The sequence below is a fragment of the Acetobacter sacchari genome (assembly GCF_017377715.1).
Taxonomy (GTDB): domain Bacteria; phylum Pseudomonadota; class Alphaproteobacteria; order Acetobacterales; family Acetobacteraceae; genus Acetobacter; species Acetobacter sacchari.
In genome coordinates this window covers 106817-125898 of sequence record NZ_JAFVMF010000005.1, presented here as the reverse complement: position 1 = coordinate 125898, position 19082 = coordinate 106817, and the positions used below count along the sequence as shown (strand labels likewise).

The window sequence follows — 19082 nt, the reverse complement described above, 5'->3', positions numbered from 1 at the left end:
CGACCCGCTCCCTGTCGCACAGAGAGGCATCATGGTCGTCGCTTCAGTTCAGCCCGATTTTGCGGCCCTTGCCGCCACGCCAGTCTCCGACCAGCCGTTTCCGCATGTCGTCGTGAAAAACTTCATCCGGCCGGAAGATCTGGACGCCGTGTTCGCGTCTCTGCCGGCGATGTCGTCCGGCGGTTCATTCCCGCCAGAATCACTGAGCCTCGCGCCGCTGGTGAACAATCTGGTCGAGCAGTTGCAGGGCGACGTCCTGCGAGACGCCATCGCCGCCAAATTCGGCCTCGACCTTGCCGACGCGCCGACGATGCTCACCCTGCGCGGACGCACTCGCGAGAAGGACGGTCGCATTCATCGCGATTCCGACGCCAAACGCGTCACCGTACTTTTGTACCTTAACCCGTCGAGCGCGGCTTTCGAACGGCAGGAGGGGTGCCTGCGCCTGCTGCGCGGCCCAGACGACGTGGAGAATTACGCAGTCGAAGTTCCGCCGGTTAATGGAACGTTGCTAGTATTCCCGAATGGTCCGACCACATGGCACGGTCACCGCCGCTATGTCGGCCCGCGCTATACGATTCAGCTTAACTACATGGAAACCGGAGCCAAAGCTCGCTCGGAACTGAGGCGCCACAAACTGTCGGCGTTCGCCAAGAAGCTACCTTTCGCGGCGTAATTTTACGAAAACCCTGCTTGCCGCCTCCATCTCCGAACAGCGCTTCGGGAGCGGCCGCGCGCAGGCCTTGCACGAGGTTCGTCCGTATATCGAACCGAAGTGACTCCGGCGAGCATGGTTTTCGACGCTGGCCGCGTGCGCTCTGCGAACGAAACATCGTACCGATCACGAAATATGTTGCTCTAGACAGTCCCCTCATCCGAAAACAGGTATAGGCCAGGCTCGGGCAAGGAGAATGCTCGTTTGATGTTTCCCCTGCACGGCGCTCGGTGATGTGTGAATATCATCGACGATGAGCCACGGGCGAGCATTGTCGAGAATCTCGTCGGGAGAGGACAAAAGAAATTCGTCATTCTGCCGGGGCAGCATGGCGCGCTTCAGGGGCAAGAAATTGAGCCGATCACGGACAAACTCGTTGGAAACAACCTAGCAAAGCTAAAAACTTCGTGCGTTCCTCTGGGCTGATATCAAAAATCCTTTGACTCTCAGAAATAGTGTGAGGGTAGGCATCGGCAATCGATCTCACGACAGTGCCGTGTTGCTGAATTCGGAAATCAGTAAACACGGCCTAGACGAACGCGTCATTGTGTTCACAAGGGGTTTTCCGCTCTGCCTCATGAAGGAAGAGCACGAAAACATATCAACCTCAGTCTGGTCGGAAATATTGCCGCGCCTAGATATCGCGCCGATATCCCGAACGACCGGAGAACGGTCCCGGCCCGCGCCTTATCATGCGAGCCCCGGTCGGATACAGTGCAAAAAAGTGTCGTCCTCGCCTGAACGCCGCCAGCATAAGATCAACCCGACAGACGCTGGTCAGGCGCCATCGATATTGTCGATATCGTCCGGCCCCTGTGAGGGGTCATAGGCAACCGGTTTACGCATCAGCGCGAAACCGTAAAGCAACAACGCTACACCTATGACCAGCGGCAACCGATGCAGTGTCCACACTGCCCATCCTTCGAGCAACCCTGTATCATAGATCAGCGTCCATCCATCGATGACGATCAGCGCAAACCCGCCCATGATGGACGCGGCGATGATTGCAAGACGACGGGCGTAATTTGGTTCGTTCGGCATGTCTGCAGCTTAGAACATCATCCGGCCAGACGGAAACACTCAAGCTGGTCGCGGCAACAATGCCGGGCGTAGCAGAGAAACTCGCCCGTGAACCACGCGCGAACGGATAAAATCTCGTGCTGATCAACGAGGCCCTTGGTCACGCGGTTGCGTTTGTGCGCCCTGCGATGAAAAGGCGATCGGCGCCATCTTCCGTATTTCTCTCTGGCAATTCAGATGCGACAAAGTCATTCGGGCCAAGCAGACCATCCTCACCCGCCTAAGTTTTACTCGGCAAGGCCCAGCGCGAACGTTTGAACGACTGCCCCCAACAGCGGCTTTCGAAGCGTGATCCTCGCCTGTCAGCGCGTCAGCGCGTCAGCGCGTCAGCGCGTCAGCGCGTCAGCGCGTCAGCGCGCGCGCCAGCACGTTCTGCGTTTCAAGTGAAACCGGCAACGTCGTGTTCGTCAGCGGGACGCCCCGCCAGCCCGCTCCAATCGCCGAGTAGAGATTCACCGCGTCGCGCAAACGCTCGAGCCTGGAGAGAGCCTCCATGTTTTGCGCGTTCAGCGTCGTGCGCTCGGTTGTCAGCACGTCAAGAAAGCCGATCAGGCCTGCTCCATACAGTTTGCGGGCCCTGTCCCGCGCCAGTGCGCTGTCCTCTGACGCCCGGTGCAGTTTCTCAGCGTATTCGGCGTCGTCATGCCATGCGGCCATCGCGTCCTCGACTTCCTTGAAGCCGTTGAGGACGGTCTGGCGATAATGCAGACGCGCAGCCTCGGCTTCCGCCTGCGCCGAACGCACAGCCGCCGTATACTTGCCGCCATGAATGATCGGCAGGCTCGCCATCATCAGGAATTGCCAGCTCATGGCGTTGACCTGAAACGCCTGATAAGCAGCCGAAGCGTTCGGATTGAACGTCAACGGAATGGCGAAATGCGGATAGAGATCGGCGACCGCAACCCCGATCTGCGCGGTGGCGACAGCGTATTGACGCTCCGCCTCACGAATGTCGGGTCGATTGGCGATGACGATCGACGGCATCGTCGCGGGGAAACCCGGCACGGTCGGCAGCGGGCGTGGATCTTTCAACTCCGCCTCCAGCGCGCCGGGCATTTCTCCGACCAATACGGAGATCGCGTGCGACACCTGCGAGACGCGAGTACGCAGCGGCTCCCGCGCGGCGAGCTGGGAGTCAAGTTCAGCCTGAGCCTGCGCGATCTGAAGGGTGTTCCCCACGCCCTGCAAATACAGACGGTTCGTCAGGTCGAGGCCGTCTTGCGCAACTCGGATATTGTCAGTGGCGATCTTGATCTGAAGCTGGGTTACGCGCAGCAGCATGTAATCGTTGACGAGATTGGAAAGCAGCGTCATCAGCAGGGCCCGCCGCCCTTCGATCGTCGCTTCTACAGCATGCTCCTGCGCCTCGACGCTGCGGCGGATGCGTCCGAATACGTCGATTTCCCAACTTGCGCTCGCGCCGTAGGTCAGTAGAGACGCTTCGGGTCGATTCTGCGGGTTACCCGGACGAATAGGCCAGTTGTCGATATTCAGTGAATACCTGGTGTCGCCGCCGCCCGCGTTGGCGTCGACCTGCGGGTACCAGGCGGACGCCGCTTTGTCGCGCATAGCGCGTTCTGACAGTATTCTTTCGCCCGCGATCCGCAGATCATAGTTCCCCTGTATCGCGGAGGCGACCAGCCGATCGAGCAGCGGATCGTTGAACAGCGCCCACCACTGCGTCATCTCACGGTTGGTGCGTTCTATCTCCTCCTGCGTCGCAGGATGCTCGGACACGGCTTCCGTAAAGCCTGCCGGAACTTTCATCCTGTCCGGTTGAAAGTTCGGCCCAACCGTACACCCCGCCAACAGAAACGCCGCAGAAAGGCCCGTCGCGAGCCTGCGCCGGATGACGGCGCTGACGGAGCTTAACCTCTGATCCGCCACTGCTCGCAGGTTAGTCGTCGGAATATCGTTGTTCATCATTGTCGGCATCAGCTCACAGGTGGTCCTGGAGCCAGGTGGAGAGCTTGCCTCTCCGACTGCGCGATTCAGGGCCAACGGTGATCGTAGCGGTCATGCCAGCCGCAAGCGTGACTTCCGGCGGCGTGGAATCCAGATGGATGCGAACAGGGATACGCTGGGCGAGACGAACCCATGTGAAGATCGGGTTGACGTCCTGCAGTCCCAGACGGTCCGGCGTTCCGTTGGCGTCGTTGATGCCGCGCGCGATGGAGACGACGTGGCCGGGAATGATCTGCTTGTAGCCCATGAGTTTCACACGGGCGACATCGCCGACATGCACGCCCCACATCTTCGTTTCTTCGAAATAACCATAGACCCAGTAAGAGTCGGAATCGATCACTGCCAGCCTTGCCTGCCCGGCGCTGGCGTAATCGCCGACACGCAGGTTCAGGTTGGTGACGTAACCGTTCACAGGCGAGTACAGGACCGAACGTTGCAGGTTCAGCTTTGCGACATCGAGCGCGGCGCGCGCAGCGTCGACGGCCGCCGCCTGCGTCGCGACGTTCGAATTGAATACTTCCTGTTCTTCAGCCGATACGATGCCAGACAGCCCCATGCGGCGACGCGCGTCGTTCTGCCGGAGCTTCAGATCCTCCAGCGCGCCATCCAGCCGCGCCTGAGCCTCACGGATCGCAAGCCGGAACCGGACGGGATCGAGGACGTAAAGCGGGTCTCCCTTATGGACGAACTGGTTATCCACGACGGGAACCTGGACCACCGTGCCCGAGACTTCGGGAGCCACGTCCACGACATAAACACGGACACGACCGTCACGCGTCCATGGCGCGATCATGTATGTGTTCCACAAGGTGATTCCCAGAACGACGGCCAGCGCCACGACCGCCAGGGTCAGGAACACGCGGATCAGGGTGCGAAGCAACGACATCTCTGGGTCTCTAAACCTTAACTGCGGAAGAATTCGTTCAGACGTACAAGATCAACAGGCAAAGAATACAGACGTAGAGCGCCACCTCGAACAAAGCGAGATGCCAGAACCAGCGCATAAGACCGGTCCACCACAACAACGATCTGACAAGCATCGTGACCGGCAACGCCGCCAGTGCGTAGACGACGATCGGCGCCATAAACACGCCGAACAGGTTGAACTCGGTCAGCATCAGACTGCTCTCGCATAGTGCGAAGTGGCTAATCGCAAGTCAGCGTGCGCGCGCGGATGGTCGGCAGCCTGTTGCATTGGACCATTCTTATGAAAGAAACCGGGAGCCACGTCGACAAGTTGTGCGATCTGCAAAAGACAGGCTGCCATGCGTCGAGCGGATCCCATACTTACGGCTCCTTGCCCTGCCCCAACCAGAAGTCGCTGCGCCTGCCGCCGTAACACCAGCGAGACGTTCAGGGGATCCTGTCGCAGCCCGCGCATCGCCAGAAGCGCCTCGCGCACCGGTTGCGTCTGAACGCCGGCGGCTTCCGGCGCATTCATCAACCTCCGCAGTCTGGCCACCACGCGCCCGATGGAAACCGCAGTCAAAGCTGCGTCCGTGACGTGGAAAACGCGCGCGGACGTCTCGACGAGCGAAAGGCGTTGCGCAATCCGGAGCACGCGCTGCATCTGCGTCTGCTCCCACCCAACCCAGTCCAGAGGTCGGTTCAGGGGCCGCATCGCGATGCCCTCCACGGCGCGACACAGGCCGACGCTCAGGCGCCCTGCCTCCAATCGCTGGTTCGTGGGAAGCACAACCCGGAACACCAGGAGGATTGCGACCACTCCGACAAAGTACGCCAGCCAGCCGTTCAGCAGGCTGAGGTCGTCGAAACGAATCGGATTCTGCACCTGACACATGCTGCTGCAGAACACGGCGTAACCGAAACCCCGCAAGGCGTATCGCGGGTGGAACTGAATCCAGATTCCGGGAAGCAGACAAATGAATAGCGAGAGCCACACCATCACAAAGCCATCGACGCGCGGCAACAGCACGGCCTGAAACACGTAGCTGGCCGGTATCGCAAGCAGAGTGCCGGAGCCAAGCATGGCTGCGGCGGCCGTTGCGGAAGACGCTGTGGCCAGAAGGCAGGAAGCGGCGATGACGTAGATGAGCATGTTCGGCCCTGCGTCCCACCGCAGCACGTACCAGCTCAGACCCGCGAGCAACGTGACCAGAACGCCACGGGATCCGTTACGAATCGCAGTGGACCATTCCAGCAGCGCCGCCAGGCGCACGCGGCGCTCCCGCCATACCCTGTCGGACAAGTTCAGCACGACGCGTCGAAGTTGCTCGACGATGTCGCGCTCGCTATCGATCGCCGCCAACCCTTCAAGATCCCGCGCCTCGCACGCCAACGCGTCCAGTCGCGTCATCGCATCATCCAGCAGCCTGCGGACGGCGGCGCTCTCGGCGTGCAACAGTTCCTTGCCAGGCATGGCGCACAGCGCGCGCATGAGTTCCGCCGATATCGCGCGCGCCTGATGGACAAGATGCTGATCAGTGTTCGCCAAAGCCCGCCAGGACGCATGATGGGCGCTCAGCATGCCAAGCAGTCGGGCCACGCCTTCCTGCAAGGCTCTGGCGCGACGCCCGATTTCGTAATCGCCCGACGACGCATATTCGATCGTCTCGATCATCGCGTTGCATTGCGAGAGCAAACGCGCCCGCGCACCGTACGCGCTCATATCCATTTCGCGAAACATAAAGTCGCGCGACGCGCCATCTTGCGCCGCTGCGTCGCCCCCAGCGTCCGGCGGAGGCGCCAGATGGACAAACTGTCCCAGCACCTCTCGTAGAAGACGATCTATTCGCTCCCGGAGATTGTCCGGACCGGTCGGCGTGGTCAATCGGAATACGACGGCCGTGCTGACGATTCCGATCAAGACGACCGAGACGCGCGTCATCGCTCCCATAAAGATTCGGTCCGGGTTGGAAAAGGCGCCAGACGCAATGATGATGATCGTATAGCCGGACAGAACCGCCGCGTAGGCGCGAAAGAAGCGCAACAACGTTGCAACGAAACATGCGATGCCGATAACGACGGAGAGTCCGGCGAAAAACAGTAACGGCTGCTGAGGAAAAATCGCCATCAACCCCACGCCGAGGACTGCGCCGATCAGCGTCCCGACAATACGCCAGACGCTTTTGGACACCAGCGCGCCAGGCGAGGGATTCGCAACGATCAACACCGTGGTCGCGGCCGATAAAGGCTGCCCCAACTGAACGAAGGCGGCGAACCACAACGCCAACCCTATCGAGAGCCCGACGCGAACGCTGTAGAGCGCCGTCGGGGTCAAAGCCGCCAGTTCCTGCCGCCAGTCCGATCGCAATACCCCAAACCAGCGACGGAACGGGGCCACCTTTCCTGCTTCGCGCCATGGTCGCGCCGTTACGCATGAGGCTGACGCGCGGCCAGTCATCGCGCCCCCCGCGTCGAGCGGCCGCCGGGTGCGGCGTTTTCATTGCGTCGGTTCGTTGTCGTCCCGCCCTCCTCCAGTGCGCGCTTCTCCCGCGCGTCATGAACAGCCCCAAGAACCTGTTCAAAAACCGAGAGGCAATCCTGAAGCGCCTGCGTCGAAGCGCCATCAAGCAAGCGGGCGCCCACGCCGTCGACCGCGTCTCGCACGCGATCGGCCATGTTCGCGCCTGCTTTGGTGAGCGTCACATGTTTTGATCGGCGATCCTCGCCATCGACATCCCGCGTTATGAGGCCCGTTTTCTCCAGCACATCGAGCACGCGGGCCAGCGACGGCGCCTCCACCGACAGCGCTTGGGCGAGATCCGTCTGACGCACCGGCGGCGGAAGCTGACCGAGATAATACAACGGCCGCCACTGCGCGTCCGTAAGGTTATAACTCCGGAGATCGCGATCGACCTCCCGCCGCCATGCGGTTGCGATCCGCGACAGTTGCTGTCCGAACTCCCGACGCATCAATTTTTCCGCGTCCGCGTTGCTCATGGCCCTGAATGTTCCGCGCATGGAATCACAATAGAAAGCTCGCTAATAGTTCGTGTGCTAACTATTTTAGCCATGCCAAAGGACGCGGCGCTGCGCAATCTCTTTCATGCATGATACCTATGTTAATCATGCGCATCACGATAAAATTGAGCCGGTGAATGCGCCATCGAGGGATGGAGCAAGGCTTGTTACGGCTCTCATCCCGCCGCGTTTCGACACACGACATGCAACCGCCAGACGTTCACGAAACACGTAAAAACCAAAAAAAAGCGGGCCAATGGCCCGCTTTGCTCATCGACCCGATGTGGCCGTTCGTTCCGTATCGGTTACTTCCCGCGACGCCGCGAGACCAGCCCCCAGATCGAACGTCCGGCGAAACGAGCGACGGGGCCTGTCACGGTCGCGCCCATAGCAGTAAGCGTCGCGGTCTGGCGCAATTCGTTCAATGAGCGATCACGCTTCATCCGCGCCTCCACTTCCGCCGGCAGCAGATAGGAACGGCGTCCGAGGAAGATGAAAAACAGCGCCAGAAACACATCCACGCCAAACACGGCCGCAGGTGCGCCAACCGGTCCGAAACCGAACTTGAACAGGAAAATCGCCCACAACAGGGCATGGCCGGTGATCAGCGAAAAAAAGCCAAGAACCGCGCCGACAAGCAAAAGCGCCACCTGCCGACCGAGGCGCATGGCCTTCTGTTGAAGGAGCTGCCCCTCCGCCTGCATGGCGGACTTGCCGACTTCAAAGATTCGCATGTGTTCCGGATGTCCTCGCGTCAGACCGGCAGGACAATTCCGCCGGAGTTCCTGGTTTCCGATGACGTTCCGGGAGCGTCAGCGTGATCTCCGGCGCAATCGACCGTGCGTCTGGCTGGCCATGACGACGACGTTCGACGCAGGAAACCCGTGCGCGAACGCCGCCCGGTTGTCGATGCCCGGACCTTAGCGCGAGAGGCGCCCCAGGACAAACCCCACAACCGCTGAAATCCCGATGGACAACAGGGGCTGAGTGCTGACCTGAGTCGCGACGCTCTTCTTCTGCGTCTGCGCGATATCCTTGACGTTAGCCGCAGCGGAGGTCGCCGCGTCACTGAGTTTCGGCAGAATATGCTGCTGCACGAACTGTTCCAGCTGAGCCTTCACCGTTTCGAGATCGTCACGCGCGGAGGACGCGGCGGCCTCAAGAGCGCTCTCGGCATCCTTTCTGATTTTCTCGGCGGACATTCCAACCTGACCCCTATCGTTACGCGAACCCGACCCGTGCGGGCTCCTGCTGGGCTTAACTCCGGCGAGACGCTGTGGTTCCATGCGCACCATGATCTCTCCGCATACCGCAACTGAGCTGAAAGCGCCCCACGACGGCCCGACGCTGGTTCTCAAAGGACTCGTCTGCTCGTCTAACGGACCGCGCCTCGACCTCGTGCTACGTGCCGGCGAATGCGTCGCTCTCCTTGATCTCGACGACGGTCCCCAGGGACTTGCGCCTCTCGCGGAAACGCTCGCCGGGCACACCCCTCCCGCCGCCGGACAGATCGTTGTGAACGGCGTCGACGTCACCTTGGGCAAGATTGGACGGCGGGGCCTCGCCACCGTAGGACGCCGCGATCCGCTTTTTCCTCCTCTTACCGTCCGGGAGAACGTCGCCTTTTCGGCTCGCGCCCGCGGGGCCTCTGCGACGGAAGCGAGCAGGAGCGCGAGTGAATGGCTCGCCCTGCTCGGCCTGGAGAGCGTCGCGGACAGGCGCCCAGAGGCGTTGGGCGCAGGCGAACGTATCCGCACCGCCATCGCCCGCGCGCTTGCATCCGAACCTTCGGTGCTTGTGCTGGACGATATCTTCGTCGGGCTGGATGGCGAGACGCGACAAGACCTCCATCACCGCCTTGCCCGGCTGCGCCTTGCACGCGGGCTGACGCTCCTTCTGATCACGCGCGACCGGGCGGACGCTTTGGCCGGAGCCAACCGTATAGGCGTGGTCGCCGAGGGTTCGCTGCTGCAACTTGCCGACGCTGGCACGCTCATCGAACGCCCGCATTGCGCACGCGTCGCCACGGCGATGGGGGACGCGAACGTCCTGATCGGCCTGATCCTGTCTCTCGACGACGATATCGCGCAGGTTAGGCTCGCTGCAGGCGGAGTGGCGGACGCCATGGCCGATCCGGATCTGCGGGAAGGCGATCTGGCCGAACTTTGCGTTCGACCAGCGCAAATCGCGCCGATGTTTCCGCGTGGCGCGATACGGGACGACGACGAAGGACTGCCGGCGACGCTGCAGGATGTTACACATCTGGGCGATGTGCTGCGCCTTCGTTTTCGACTTGAGGACGGCGCGGACGTGATCGTTCATCGTCCGCCCGGTTCCATTCCGCCCGGCGTCGTGGCAGGACGTCCCGCGCGCCTCGCCTGGAGGCCGGGGGGCGCGTTGGCCTTTCCGTCCACGACGAAACAGCGCTAATCTGCCCGTTCCGCGTTCTTTCCAAGGTTTCCTTTGTCCGGTTTGAAGAACCCTGCCCGTTCACGCGTCACTGTATCCCGACGCGCGGCGACCTCCGTTCTCGCCATGCTGGCGCTGTTCGTCGGCCACGCGGGCGACGCCGTTTCTCGCGCGCGGCAACCGCATCTTGTGGTCGCGACCCTGCCGGGAGAACTGAAGGCCGCACAGGCTGAGGCGCTGTGGCGGCCATTCACGCGCGAGACCAGAACCGTCGTCGACGTCGTGACCTGGGATGGCACTCTGTCGCAGCTCCGGCAGAGGCTTCGTGCGCGCAAACACGACTGGTCTTTGGCCTTGATAGAAGACACCACACTCTCCGTCGGGTGCGGTCAGGGGCTTTTCCTTCACACAGGCGGCTCCCCTCACGACAAGACGACTGGCGTAAGCGACGGCTGCGGCGTTCACGCGCTTTCGGTAGATCTGGCGCTGACATGGGACGCATCGAAGCTCCAGACTGCGCCCACATGGGCCGATTTCTGGGATGTCGCGCGTCATCCCGGCAAGCGGGGTCTGCGATGTGATCCGCGCGGCACTCTGGAAGCAGCGCTACTATCCGACGGCGTCCCTCCCGGCGACATCTACGCGACTCTCGCCACGTCGGAGGGGCTCGAGCGAGCTTTCAAACGCCTCAGCCAGTTACGGCCTTATATCGTGTGGTGGAGCACCCCAGAGGAAGCTGCGCGCATCCTCACCTCAGGGGCCGCACTGATGGGCACTGCGCCGACCGCTGAAATTCTGGCCGCGAACGCACGATCGAAATCCGGCCCGTTCGGCATTCTCTGGTCTCCCCGACTTCGGGTCGATTACGATTGGGTCATACCAGCAGGCTCGGGAACAAATACGAATCAGGGCAAGACTCTTGAGGACTGGGCCACGGCGCCAGAGCAGTTTCAGGCAATGGCGCTTCGTTACCCCAGCGCCCCCCCTCCCTCAGACCCTGCGACCGCGTCAGGGTCTTCACGCAAGAGCAGCGACCAATCGAGCGGAACAAAGGACGTCGCTCCCGGAGCCGCGCTGGCCAACGACACTCCGCCGCCGCTGCCAATCAGTTCTGTGTTCTGGCGCGATCATCTTCCCGCCATCGAAACGCGCTTCGATCAATGGCTGGCGGAACGCTGAACCGGAAGGGCGTCTTTTCCATGGGCCACTCCGCGCTTTTTTTCGCCGTCCATATCGGAGCCACAGCTCTTTCGGGACTCCTGTTCAGCACGCTGTGGCTTGTTGCGCCGGGGCGCCAGCGAGTAGCGACCGGGCTGCTCGCGCTTTGGATTCCTGCGCTGATTTTCGCGTGCATGACGCCGGGCTGGCTGCGCGAGGCCCATGTACCAGCCGAGACGGCCATTGGATCATTGGCGCAAGGCGCGTGCATCAGTCTGGTTGCGGCGCTGCCGTCTCTTACTGTACTGGCGCGCGCGCCGGGAGACCTCACTCGGACAGCGCGCGGACTGGGCGCCGATTGGCGGGCTCGGACGCTCCTGCTGTGGCTGCCGCTGTTGCGCGGGCGGCTGCTGTTCGGGCTGGGCGTCATTCTCGTGCTTTCCGCGGCTCTCGCTGCAATGGACCTTCGGCGCGTCGTTTCCTGAGGCCGATTGCAGACCCTGAGCACTTCGGGCCAGTCAGCAGACCGAGCGAGCGTATAGGCCAGCGCTTCAATAAGGCTGACTTCATGAAAGCGCATGATAGCGATCAACGCGGCAGGATCGACGGCCTCGATGATCCGCCCGCGCGCAATAAGCCGCGCCATATGCTCAACAAGGCGCGCGTGACCCGCCCCGTCTCGGCATGCAGATTTTGGCGCGCCACCCAGTCGATCGCTGTTGTCAAAACCGAAACTCTTTCTACCTACCTTTGAAAAAGCTACCATGCCGCCATGACTGAAGCGCCCCCGTTCTGGATAGCCAAGAGATTGCAAGAGATGACTCCCAACGAGTGGGAGTCGCTTTGCGATGGATGCGGCCGCTGCTGCCTGCACAAGCTGCGCGATGAAGATGATGAATCGCTGCACTTCACTTCTGTCGCCTGCCGTCTGCTGGATTTGAAGACGTGCCAGTGTACAGAATACAAGACGCGACGACGCAAGGTGCCGGATTGCGTGACGTTAACCCCGGACATGCTTGGTGATATTGACTGGCTTCCGCCGACCTGCGCCTACCGCTTGTTGGCCGAAGGGAGTCCGTTGCCCCAATGGCACCCGTTGGTCAGCGGGCGCGCTGAAAGCGTCGTCGAAGCGGGCGTGTCTGCATCGGGGCGGTGTATCAGCGAACGAGATGCAGTCGAGTTCGAACGGTACATTGTGAAGTGGCCGGGCGAAGACCCTACGACCGGGAAACAAAACAGAGCGCGCGGCAATCAACGAAACTCGAACGGAAGAAACAGCCTGTGAGGCCGTCGCGTCGTCCGGATGATCGGAACGGCGCGCACTCTGGCACCGCGCTGTCCCAGCGCGATGCGATGCCGACCATCCCCTCTCCGTCGTCGCAAAGCGTCGCCGACATCGTCGCTACCCAGCAATTAATGCTGCCGGGTGGCCCGGTCGGCGTCCGTTTGCGCCGCTCCGACCGGGCTCGCCGAATCTCACTGCGCCTCGATCCACGCGGCGGTGGGGTTGTGCTGACGCTTCCCGCTACGACACGACTGGAAACTGGCGTGGCGATGCTACGCGATCATGCCGGCTGGGTGCAGCGGCAACTGGAGCGTACCGCCGCCCCTGTGCGTTTTGAAGTCGGCGCTCCCGTTCCTATAGATGACGAACCCCATCTCATCCGGCACGATCCCGAAGGGCGCGGCGGAGCATGGCTGGAGGAAGGCGAACTGCGCGTCAGCGGCGATCTGGCGTTCCTCCAGAGGCGAGTTTCGGACTTCATGCGACAGATCGGGGCGCAGCGCCTGTCGCTTCGCCTTAGCGAACACGCGGTGCGCACCGGCCTTTCTCCGCGGCGCGTAGCCATTCGCGACACGTCGAGCCGCTGGGGAAGCTGTTCCGCCGACGGGCGTGTGATGCTGTCCTGGCGGCTCGTCATGGCGCCGACGATGGTTCAGGATTACGTCATCCTCCACGAACTCGCCCATTTGCGACATCTCAATCACAGTCAGGCCTTTTGGACTCTGGTGGACACTCTGACCCCATACCGTCGTCAGGCCGAGAATTGGTTGCGAGCCTGCGGGCCGTCCCTCATGCGAGCAGGCTCGGGGTCAGAGGCGAAATAAAACGCGCATCATCAGCGGCATCGCCTCATTCACGCCGACGATTACGCGTGCTAGAAGGCCTTCGCCCCCGCGCGAGCTTGGCGGAATGGTAGACGCACGAGACTTAAAATCTCGAGTTCGTAAGAACGTGCGGGTTCGAGTCCCGCAGCTCGCACCACAGACTTCCCGGAAATGAACGGTTTTTCGGCCTGAATGGGGCAAAGGTTGTCTTTGCTCCACCGTCCTTCCCCACTGAAGGACGTCTAATGCTTCGTATTCGCGGCACCACTTACCACTTCCGCCGAATCGTACCCCCTGCTCTTCGTTCTGTGCTGAACCAGCGAGAAATCTGGGTTTCTTTAAAAACAGGCTATCAGAGCGAAGCCCGCAAACGCGCTTCTGTGCTGCATGCGAGAACGACCGAACTCTTTGAGAAGACCTCTCAGGCTTTGGCTGAGGGACAGGAGCGACCAGCTGTCCCGCACGTGCGGGACGCACTGAGGGACCTACATCGCCTGCTCGAAGCACCGATAGGCCTTGAAGCGATACCTTTGCCCGCCTCAAAACCGAGACTACGACCGCAGAACATGCGGAAGGCTCCCAAGATGCAAAGTAAACCCCAACCCTTGCTTCTGTCTGAGGCTTTGACGCGGTTTGTTCTTGAGAACCCACACGCCAGCGCCGATACTCGCAAGGCGACGCAGAGAGCCGTAGAGCTGTTTCTGCAAGCCTTCGGTGATGCGCCTGTCTCTATCATTGGCGGTGAGAAGGCCGGAGCCTTCCGGGACTTGCTCTTTTCTCTGCCTGCCTCGCTTGGAAAGCGGAAAAGCAGTCTCACACTCAAGGAAGAAGCAGACCGTACCAAAACGGACGGACGCCCCACTCTGAGCGGCAAGAGCGTGAAGAACCATATGATGCGGCTCTCAGCCTTGTGGAACCAGTTACTGCAACGGGAATTGGTCAAGAAGAACCCCTGGACCGGATGGAGCTTTGAGACTGGGTCCAAGACCATTCGGCGAGGTTGGAGCACTCAGGAATTGCAAACCCTCATGACAGGAGATTGGCCCAGTAGCTCTGTCCCTGAAAGCACATTCCGCATCGTCACGATGATAGGGGCTTATTCCGGCATGAGGCTGGGGGAAATCAGTCATCTCCGCAAAGAAGACCTTCAGACCATCGACGGCATTCCGTGCTTTATCATCCGGCCTCACACAGACAGCGGCTGGTCACCTAAGACAGACGCCGGAACACGGATTGTCCCAGTGCACTCCAGACTCATTGAGGCAGGACTTCTCACCCTGAAAGACAAAATGGACGGCCCCTATCTCATTCCCGGACTCAACACGTCCAAGGACGGCGTTCGGGGCACAGTCTTCGGGCGGTCCTTCTCGACGATGAAAACGCGTCTCGGACTGCCGGCTGAGATTACGTTTCACTCGTTCCGGCACAGCGTCTCGACGCAACTCCGGAACGCTTCAGCCGATATTCGCGAAATCTGGATTGATAGGCTTCTCGGCCATGAAGCAACGCATAAGAGCCAAGGCACTTCGACCTATCTCAGCGGCATTAAAACGGCCAATCTCAAACAGACCGTTGAAGCGATTTCTTATCCCGACAATCTTTTCAGAAAAGGCTGGAGTTAGGCGGGAGCCAGCAGTGTCGGATGGCTACCCATTCGACAGCTGGCAAGGGGGAATACCTCCCCCCGTTGACCCCCCTTCCAGAAATTAGGAAATCCAAATAGAGATTGTTCTTCAATGTTTTTTTTCTAACGCCTCAATTGCATCAATGACTCCACGAGCAATTGATTCCCCCCAACCACCGTCCACTAAATAAGAAACAGAAACGTTATCTTTTAACCGATAGAGCATCATAAGATAAAAAAGGAAGCTTTCTGAAACAGTCCATGAGGTCTGACCGTGTTGCTTCTCCCATACATAATCCAAAAAATCAATTTCTGGTTTTTCAACCATCAATAATAAATCATTAATCGAATGCAAATTCGCTACCTTAGCTAACCTATAAATGTCAGATACTGTATTTTCATCATCAATATTATAATTAAAATCAAATCCTAATTTAATTGCTCTTTCTTTAAATTCTTTCATATAAGGCCATTGCTTTATAGCTTCTAAAATATTTGACAATGAAAGAGGTATTGATAGTTGACCACTCGCAACCAGTTTTTTAGCTTCTTGAGCTAGAAGAGCTTTTTGGTCACGGATTTTAACAAACTCTTCATCAGCTAACTCGAAAAGGCCCGCAATACGATAAAGGCGCCGCTGTAGCGTTGATGGGACGCTACTTTCTTGTTTATATTGCATTTCATGTGAAATCGCTGACCAAGCGTGCTGAATGACTGTTCTAATTTGAATCTCTGCGTGTAGACTAGAAAACTTTTTCCACTCAGTTAATTCACGACGACCTTTCCCAAGTCTGATTATGTAATGCGCTGATAAGTAACCAAATTTATCCACCTCCAGTTCACCTGGTTGGTGAGAAAGCTCTTCTTCAATAACATCAAATTCCTCAGTAATAATGGATGAAATTTTTTTTACGTCATCAGCATAATAAGTAATAATTCTGCATCCACAGAGATCTGGTATGTCTTGCAGTGGATTTGAGTAAGACTTTCCGGGTCTATTTAATTTTTCTTTAAAACTCTTAATTGTTTTAACACGCGCCTCGATGACATGAATCTTAAAATCATCTCCATTAATAATTGATCGCAATAAATGAACTAAGTTTTCAGAAAAAGAAGAATATAAGCCTAATTGTTGCTCATATTGTGCGACGTGAGACGCTACTGTATTTTCCTCTGACATTTAGGATCCCTCTACCACTTACACCGATCCCTCTACCACTTACACCATTGAAAATATGATGAGTGCAAACAATATGTTACATTTTATTCGCAATGTCCCCTATGAAATTTTGTCATTGACGGTAATTAAAACTACTTCTTGACTGCCCCACGGGTTTGCCCGCAGAATTAACCCGCAGTCACAATATGAAGGATGATTTCGTCTGAAATTATCGTTCTGTTTCAATGGGTTGTCTGATTGGTTGCGACCACGGAGAGCGGGTTCGAGTCCCGCAGCTCGCACCAGCGCAGTAGCTGGTTGTCTTCCTTACAGGCCCGTCAGACGCCTTCGTCATTACACTTCACGTCCAGAGCGTTCCCGGCATAGAATTACTTGCATAACACACACGATGACCATGCGTTAATACACCGAACAAGATGCCCTCATTAATTCTCGCACGACATCCGCAAGTAAATGTTTCGCCAGGCATCTGTTACGGTCGCATGGATGTTGAGCTGCAACATGGTTGGGAAACATTTTCGGATGGGCTGGCCATGGCGATGCGGGCGGCATCTTGCCTGACCATTTACAGTTCTCCAGCGGCACGATGCCAAGCTGTAGCGCTTCGGCTTACACTGGAGAGCAAAAAGCCTCCATGCATCGACGCTAGACTCCTCGAGTATGATTTCGGCGACTGGGAAGGTATGGCCTGGAGCGACGTCGATCGCGCATCTTTGGAGCGTTGGAACCAGGCCCCCCTCGCCTTCTCTCCACCCAATGGAGAAACCGGCGCCAGCCTGCTGCAGCGAGTCGTTGATTTCTGGGACGACATCTCGACGACGCGGGAACCCATTTGTGTCATCTCGCACGGCGGACCACTGCGCATATTGTCCGCTCTGGCGTCGGGTCAGACGCCCGATCTTCTTGATCCGTCGCAACCGCAAGGCTCCATCAGGATTTTTACTCCCCGTTCGACCTATCTTGCGTCCGACGTCTGATCCGCATGCCGTAGTGTTAGGCAAGTGAACGCCCTCATACGAGCGACAGCCTGAGCCCCGCCCTTTCCGCCGGGTAGACGGCGCCGGGAAAAGAAAAAATGGAATCATCTCAAAAATAATTATATTCATCACGATGTGATCTGCCGTGGCGACGCCGTTCACGCTTGTTATGCAGGTTTGAACGGAAAGGGACGCCTGTCTGGTTGCTTTAGCACTTATGCTGCAGGGAACTGGCAGCGGCGTCGGAAAATCGACACTTCTGGCGGGCATCGCACGTGTGTTAACCCGCAGGGGATTGCGTGTACGACCTTTCGCTGCGCAAACGAGTTGCGCCGCCCCAATGTTGATTCCCGGCGACAGGAAAGTCTCGCGCGCCCAATTTATGCAAGCAATCGCCTCTGGCGTCGCACCAGTTGCGGATATGAACCCCGTGGTTTTTCAACGCTACGAAAAGCCGCATGGCGGCACGCAGTCGCATACGGATATCCTGATACGTGGGCGTCGGAGCGACACGCTGAGCGGAGACGACCGTCAGATCAACCGGGCCGATCTTATGCCGACCATTCTCAGCAGTTTTCGTTCTGTCGCTCAGGACGCAGACATCGTGCTGATCGACGGCGCAGACGCTGCCGGCGACGTTGTCCAGCGGGACCGAGACGTCGCCAATATGGGTTTCGCGCAAGCGGCAGGCGTGGACGTGGTCATGGTGACCGAAGCTTCGCGCGGAAGTGGAAGCGCTATCGCGAGCCTCATCGGAACGCACACGATCATGTCACGACACGATGAGGCAAGGGTCAAAGGCGTGATCGTCAACAGCGTTTTGCGTAATTCGGAAAAATTTACATCCTCGATAGATGCGATCCGCGCGTTCACAGGCTGGGATTCTCTGGGGGTGGTCCCTCTGATTCGTCCTTCATCAAACAAATCTGTTTACGAAGCGCTTCAATTATTCGCTTCCCCTCTGCTGCAGGAGGATTCCCGCCACAGGGACGGAAGCGACTTACACATCGTCGTTCCAATGCCGCCTGCGACAGACAGGTTGAAAGAAGATTTCAACCCGTTGCTGGATAGCCCCGGTCTACGCCTGACATTCATTCCACCAGGACGTCCGCTTCCCCTGTGCGATGTGATTATTCTTCCCGGCTCGACCTCCGTCATCACCGGGCTAACTGCGTTACGCTCCGAAGGGTGGAGCATTGACATAATCGGGCATGTGCGGCATGGCGGCCGCGTTCTTGGCCTTAACGAGGGCTATCAGATGTTGGGCCATAGCATCGCTGACCCCTACGGCGTCGATGGACCCCCGGTAACCGTGACGGGGCTTGGCTTGCTGGACGTGGCGACGATCGTGCACCGGCGCAAAAATCGCGAGCCGGCCCGTTTTGGCTTTCCGTCTAAGAACATCGAATTCGACGCGACCCAAAACCACATCGGGCTCACTGCGGGACCGGACTGCACGCGCCCCTTCGCACGTGTCGTCAGCGCCCCGTCTCAACCCGGAGAAGGAGCCACCTCCGCCTCCGGCACCGTCATGGGCGTCTGCATGCATGGCCTGTTCGACGACGAAGAGGCTCGCGACGCCGTTCTTGGACTTCTTGCTCCCCACCGCACGCGCACAGGGACGCGCTCGATAGATAAGAAAAGTCTTGATGCAGCATTAGAACAATCTCTTGATGCGTTAGCCGAGCACGTTGCCGCGCATATAGACATCGAAGGGCTTCTGGCGCTGGCGCGAATACCAGAATGCTTTACGCGCTCCTGAACGCTTCTGGCCATGTGCGCAGCAGGCGGAACGGCGAACATTTCCAGCCCGGCGCTCCGCGGAGATTTGTAAAATTGCCCCACACTGGCGCCAGAACATGTGGCGGACGACCACTCAGGCATCAGGACGGCCCCTCTATGTGAATGCCAATCTATGCTCAAAATTTTATTTGTTTATCG

The 19082-nt window shown here is 58.9% G+C and carries 20 protein-coding genes and 1 tRNA gene; 12 read left to right on the top strand and 9 right to left on the bottom strand.

Going from position 1 to position 19082, the window contains the following annotated elements:
- Positions 1–31 precede the first annotated feature (31 nt).
- Positions 32–676: a 2OG-Fe(II) oxygenase gene (locus J2D73_RS05790; RefSeq protein WP_207880227.1), complete on the top strand. Its 645-nt coding sequence runs from the start codon at positions 32–34 to the stop codon at positions 674–676.
- A gap of 276 nt (positions 677–952) precedes the next feature.
- Complete coding sequence (locus J2D73_RS05785) at positions 953–1141, top strand: hypothetical protein (RefSeq protein WP_207880225.1); 189 nt, start codon at positions 953–955, stop codon at positions 1139–1141.
- Positions 1142–1492: 351 nt separating this feature from the next.
- On the opposite strand, the gene J2D73_RS05780 is transcribed toward J2D73_RS05785, so the two are convergent.
- The 8 genes from J2D73_RS05780 to J2D73_RS05745 form a co-directional block, all read right to left on the bottom strand.
- The gene (locus tag J2D73_RS05780; protein WP_207880223.1) at positions 1493–1756 is read right to left on the bottom strand and encodes a hypothetical protein; all 264 of its coding nucleotides are present in this window, start codon (positions 1754–1756) and stop codon (positions 1493–1495) included.
- A 381-nt stretch (positions 1757–2137) separates the two neighbouring features.
- Positions 2138–3721 carry an efflux transporter outer membrane subunit gene (locus tag J2D73_RS05775; protein WP_243429705.1) on the bottom strand — a complete coding sequence of 528 codons (1584 nt, stop codon included), beginning with the start codon at positions 3719–3721 and terminating at the stop codon, positions 2138–2140.
- Between the two features lie 13 nt (positions 3722–3734).
- Positions 3735–4646, bottom strand: coding sequence for a biotin/lipoyl-binding protein (locus J2D73_RS05770; RefSeq protein ID WP_207880221.1), 912 nt, complete (start codon positions 4644–4646; stop codon positions 3735–3737).
- A gap of 37 nt (positions 4647–4683) precedes the next feature.
- Complete coding sequence (locus tag J2D73_RS05765; protein ID WP_026399248.1) at positions 4684–4878, bottom strand: DUF1656 domain-containing protein; 195 nt, start codon at positions 4876–4878, stop codon at positions 4684–4686.
- Positions 4878–7124 (bottom strand): FUSC family protein, encoded by a 2247-nt coding sequence (locus J2D73_RS05760; RefSeq protein ID WP_207880219.1) that lies wholly within the window; start codon positions 7122–7124, stop codon positions 4878–4880. The genes J2D73_RS05765 and J2D73_RS05760 overlap by 1 nt, the downstream gene beginning before the upstream one ends.
- A complete protein-coding gene (locus tag J2D73_RS05755) occupies positions 7121–7663 on the bottom strand; it encodes a MarR family winged helix-turn-helix transcriptional regulator (protein ID WP_207880217.1) in 543 nt (180 codons plus the stop codon). Before J2D73_RS05755 ends, J2D73_RS05760 begins: the two co-directional genes overlap by 4 nt.
- A 326-nt stretch (positions 7664–7989) precedes the next feature.
- Complete coding sequence (locus tag J2D73_RS05750; protein ID WP_026399247.1) at positions 7990–8418, bottom strand: hypothetical protein; 429 nt, start codon at positions 8416–8418, stop codon at positions 7990–7992.
- A 186-nt stretch (positions 8419–8604) separates the two neighbouring features.
- Positions 8605–8886, bottom strand: a complete 282-nt coding sequence (locus J2D73_RS05745; protein WP_086644900.1) for a DUF883 family protein — start codon at positions 8884–8886, stop codon at positions 8605–8607.
- Between the two features lie 82 nt (positions 8887–8968).
- Here J2D73_RS05745 and J2D73_RS05740 point away from each other — a divergent pair, with 82 nt between their 5' ends.
- The 8 genes from J2D73_RS05740 (at position 8969) to J2D73_RS05705 (ending at position 14982) form a co-directional block, all read left to right on the top strand.
- A complete protein-coding gene (locus tag J2D73_RS05740; RefSeq protein ID WP_207880215.1) occupies positions 8969–10114 on the top strand; it encodes an ABC transporter ATP-binding protein in 1146 nt (381 codons plus the stop codon).
- 42 nt (positions 10115–10156) lie between these two features.
- On the top strand, positions 10157–11272 hold the full coding sequence (locus tag J2D73_RS05735; protein WP_207880213.1) for an extracellular solute-binding protein: 1116 nt from the start codon (positions 10157–10159) through the stop codon (positions 11270–11272).
- Positions 11254–11736 carry a hypothetical protein gene (locus J2D73_RS05730; protein ID WP_207880211.1) on the top strand — a complete coding sequence of 161 codons (483 nt, stop codon included), beginning with the start codon at positions 11254–11256 and terminating at the stop codon, positions 11734–11736. The genes J2D73_RS05735 and J2D73_RS05730 overlap by 19 nt, the downstream gene beginning before the upstream one ends.
- A gap of 83 nt (positions 11737–11819) precedes the next feature.
- Positions 11820–12005, top strand: a complete 186-nt coding sequence (locus tag J2D73_RS05725; protein ID WP_207880210.1) for a hypothetical protein — start codon at positions 11820–11822, stop codon at positions 12003–12005.
- A gap of 18 nt (positions 12006–12023) precedes the next feature.
- Positions 12024–12536: a YcgN family cysteine cluster protein gene (locus J2D73_RS05720; RefSeq protein ID WP_207880208.1), complete on the top strand. Its 513-nt coding sequence runs from the start codon at positions 12024–12026 to the stop codon at positions 12534–12536.
- The gene (locus J2D73_RS05715; RefSeq protein ID WP_341535030.1) at positions 12533–13360 is read left to right on the top strand and encodes a M48 family metallopeptidase; all 828 of its coding nucleotides are present in this window, start codon (positions 12533–12535) and stop codon (positions 13358–13360) included. Before J2D73_RS05720 ends, J2D73_RS05715 begins: the two co-directional genes overlap by 4 nt.
- A 71-nt stretch (positions 13361–13431) precedes the next feature.
- A tRNA-Leu gene (locus tag J2D73_RS05710) sits at positions 13432–13517 on the top strand.
- Positions 13518–13605: 88 nt separating this feature from the next.
- The gene (locus J2D73_RS05705) at positions 13606–14982 is read left to right on the top strand and encodes a DUF6538 domain-containing protein (protein ID WP_207880206.1); all 1377 of its coding nucleotides are present in this window, start codon (positions 13606–13608) and stop codon (positions 14980–14982) included.
- 111 nt (positions 14983–15093) lie between these two features.
- Here J2D73_RS05705 and J2D73_RS05700 read toward each other — a convergent pair whose 3' ends face one another.
- Complete coding sequence (locus tag J2D73_RS05700; RefSeq protein ID WP_207880205.1) at positions 15094–16164, bottom strand: GTP pyrophosphokinase; 1071 nt, start codon at positions 16162–16164, stop codon at positions 15094–15096.
- Between the two features lie 416 nt (positions 16165–16580).
- On the opposite strand from J2D73_RS05700, the gene J2D73_RS05695 reads away from it, so the two are divergent.
- The gene (locus J2D73_RS05695; RefSeq protein WP_207880204.1) at positions 16581–17141 is read left to right on the top strand and encodes a histidine phosphatase family protein; all 561 of its coding nucleotides are present in this window, start codon (positions 16581–16583) and stop codon (positions 17139–17141) included.
- Between the two features lie 217 nt (positions 17142–17358).
- Positions 17359–18903 carry a cobyric acid synthase gene (locus J2D73_RS05690; protein WP_207880203.1) on the top strand — a complete coding sequence of 515 codons (1545 nt, stop codon included), beginning with the start codon at positions 17359–17361 and terminating at the stop codon, positions 18901–18903.
- Positions 18904–19082 lie beyond the last annotated feature (179 nt).